Source organism: Allobosea sp. 05T438, assembly GCF_056396025.1.
The window spans coordinates 1-1,254 of sequence record NZ_JBFTKQ010000047.1 but is presented as its reverse complement, the minus strand read 5'-3'; the positions used below and the strand labels follow the sequence as shown (position 1 = coordinate 1,254).

The window sequence follows — 1,254 nt, the reverse complement described above, 5'->3', positions numbered from 1 at the left end:
CGGAATTGATGCTCGCCTGCGGTGGCACGATCGCGCCCTGGTGCGCCAGCATCACCTTCGGCGGCCCGGACCTGAAGACGGTCTATGTCGGCAGCCTGAAGGGCTCGCGCATTCCCTATTTCCGCTCACCCGTCGCCGGTCTGCCCATGGCACATTGGTAGGTCCGGCGTCGTTGGACGACGCTCGCTGCAATCAAAACAACGATCCGGGAGGAACCATGAAGCGCATCATCTCTGCACTGGCGGGCGTATCCGCGCTGTGCCTGGCCGGCGCGGCGCAGGCCGAAATCTCGGGCGGTACCGTCAAGATCGGTGTGCTGACCGATATGTCCGGCGTGTATTCCGACATCACCGGCAAGGGCTCGATCGTCGCCACCCGGATGGCGGTCGATGACTGCCTGAAGGCGGAATGCGCCGGCATGAAGATCGAGGTCGTTTCGGCCGATCACCAGAACAAGCCGGATGTCGGCTCGACCATCGCGCGCGAATGGATCGACCGGCAGGGCGTCGATGTCCTCGCCGACATGTCGAACGCCTCGCTGCAGCTCGCCATTCCGCCGCTGCTCAAGGAAAAGAACCGAGTCGGCCTGTTCCCCGGCGGCACCGCGCGGCTGACAGGCGACGCCTGCCAACCCGACCACATCGTCCAGTGGATGTGGGACACCTATGTCCAGGTCGCCGGCGTCGCGAACTACCTGACCAAGCCCGGCACGAAATGGTTCCTCGTCACGGCTGATTATGCACTCGGCCATCAGCTAGAGGCGGATGCGAAGACGCTGGTCACGGCCAAGGGCGGCACCTATGTCGGTTCGGTCCGTCACTCCTTTCCGGCCGTCGACCTCTCCTCGCAGCTCTTGACGGCGCAGGGCTCGGGCGCCGATTTCATCGCACTCGCCAACGCCGGCGGCGACACTATCGCCGGGATCAAGACGGCGCGCGATTTCGGCATCGGACAGGACAAGCAGAAGCTCGTGGCCTTCTTCCTGACCGCGATGGACGTGAAGAGCGTCGGCCTCGCCGCGGCGCAGGGCACAGTGCTGACCGAGGGCTTCTACTGGAACCTCGACGACCGCACCCGTGCCTTCTCGGAACGCTTCAAGGCCACGCATGGCGCCGTGCCCTCGGCGATCCAGGCCGGCATCTACTCTTCCGTCCGCCACTACCTGAAGGCGGTCGCCGCCGCGAAGTCCGACGACGCCAAGACGGTGATCGCCAAGATGCGCGAATTGCCGATCGAGGACGACGTCGTCCGCAA

Annotated in this window: 1 protein-coding gene; it reads left to right on the top strand. The window is 65.1% G+C overall.

What is annotated here, in order from left to right; translation table 11 throughout:
• Positions 1-217: 217 nt before the first annotated feature.
• Positions 218-1,254: ABC transporter substrate-binding protein (locus AC1DIN_RS29820; RefSeq protein WP_476812344.1), on the top strand; the 1,037-nt coding region annotated here is incomplete at its 3' end.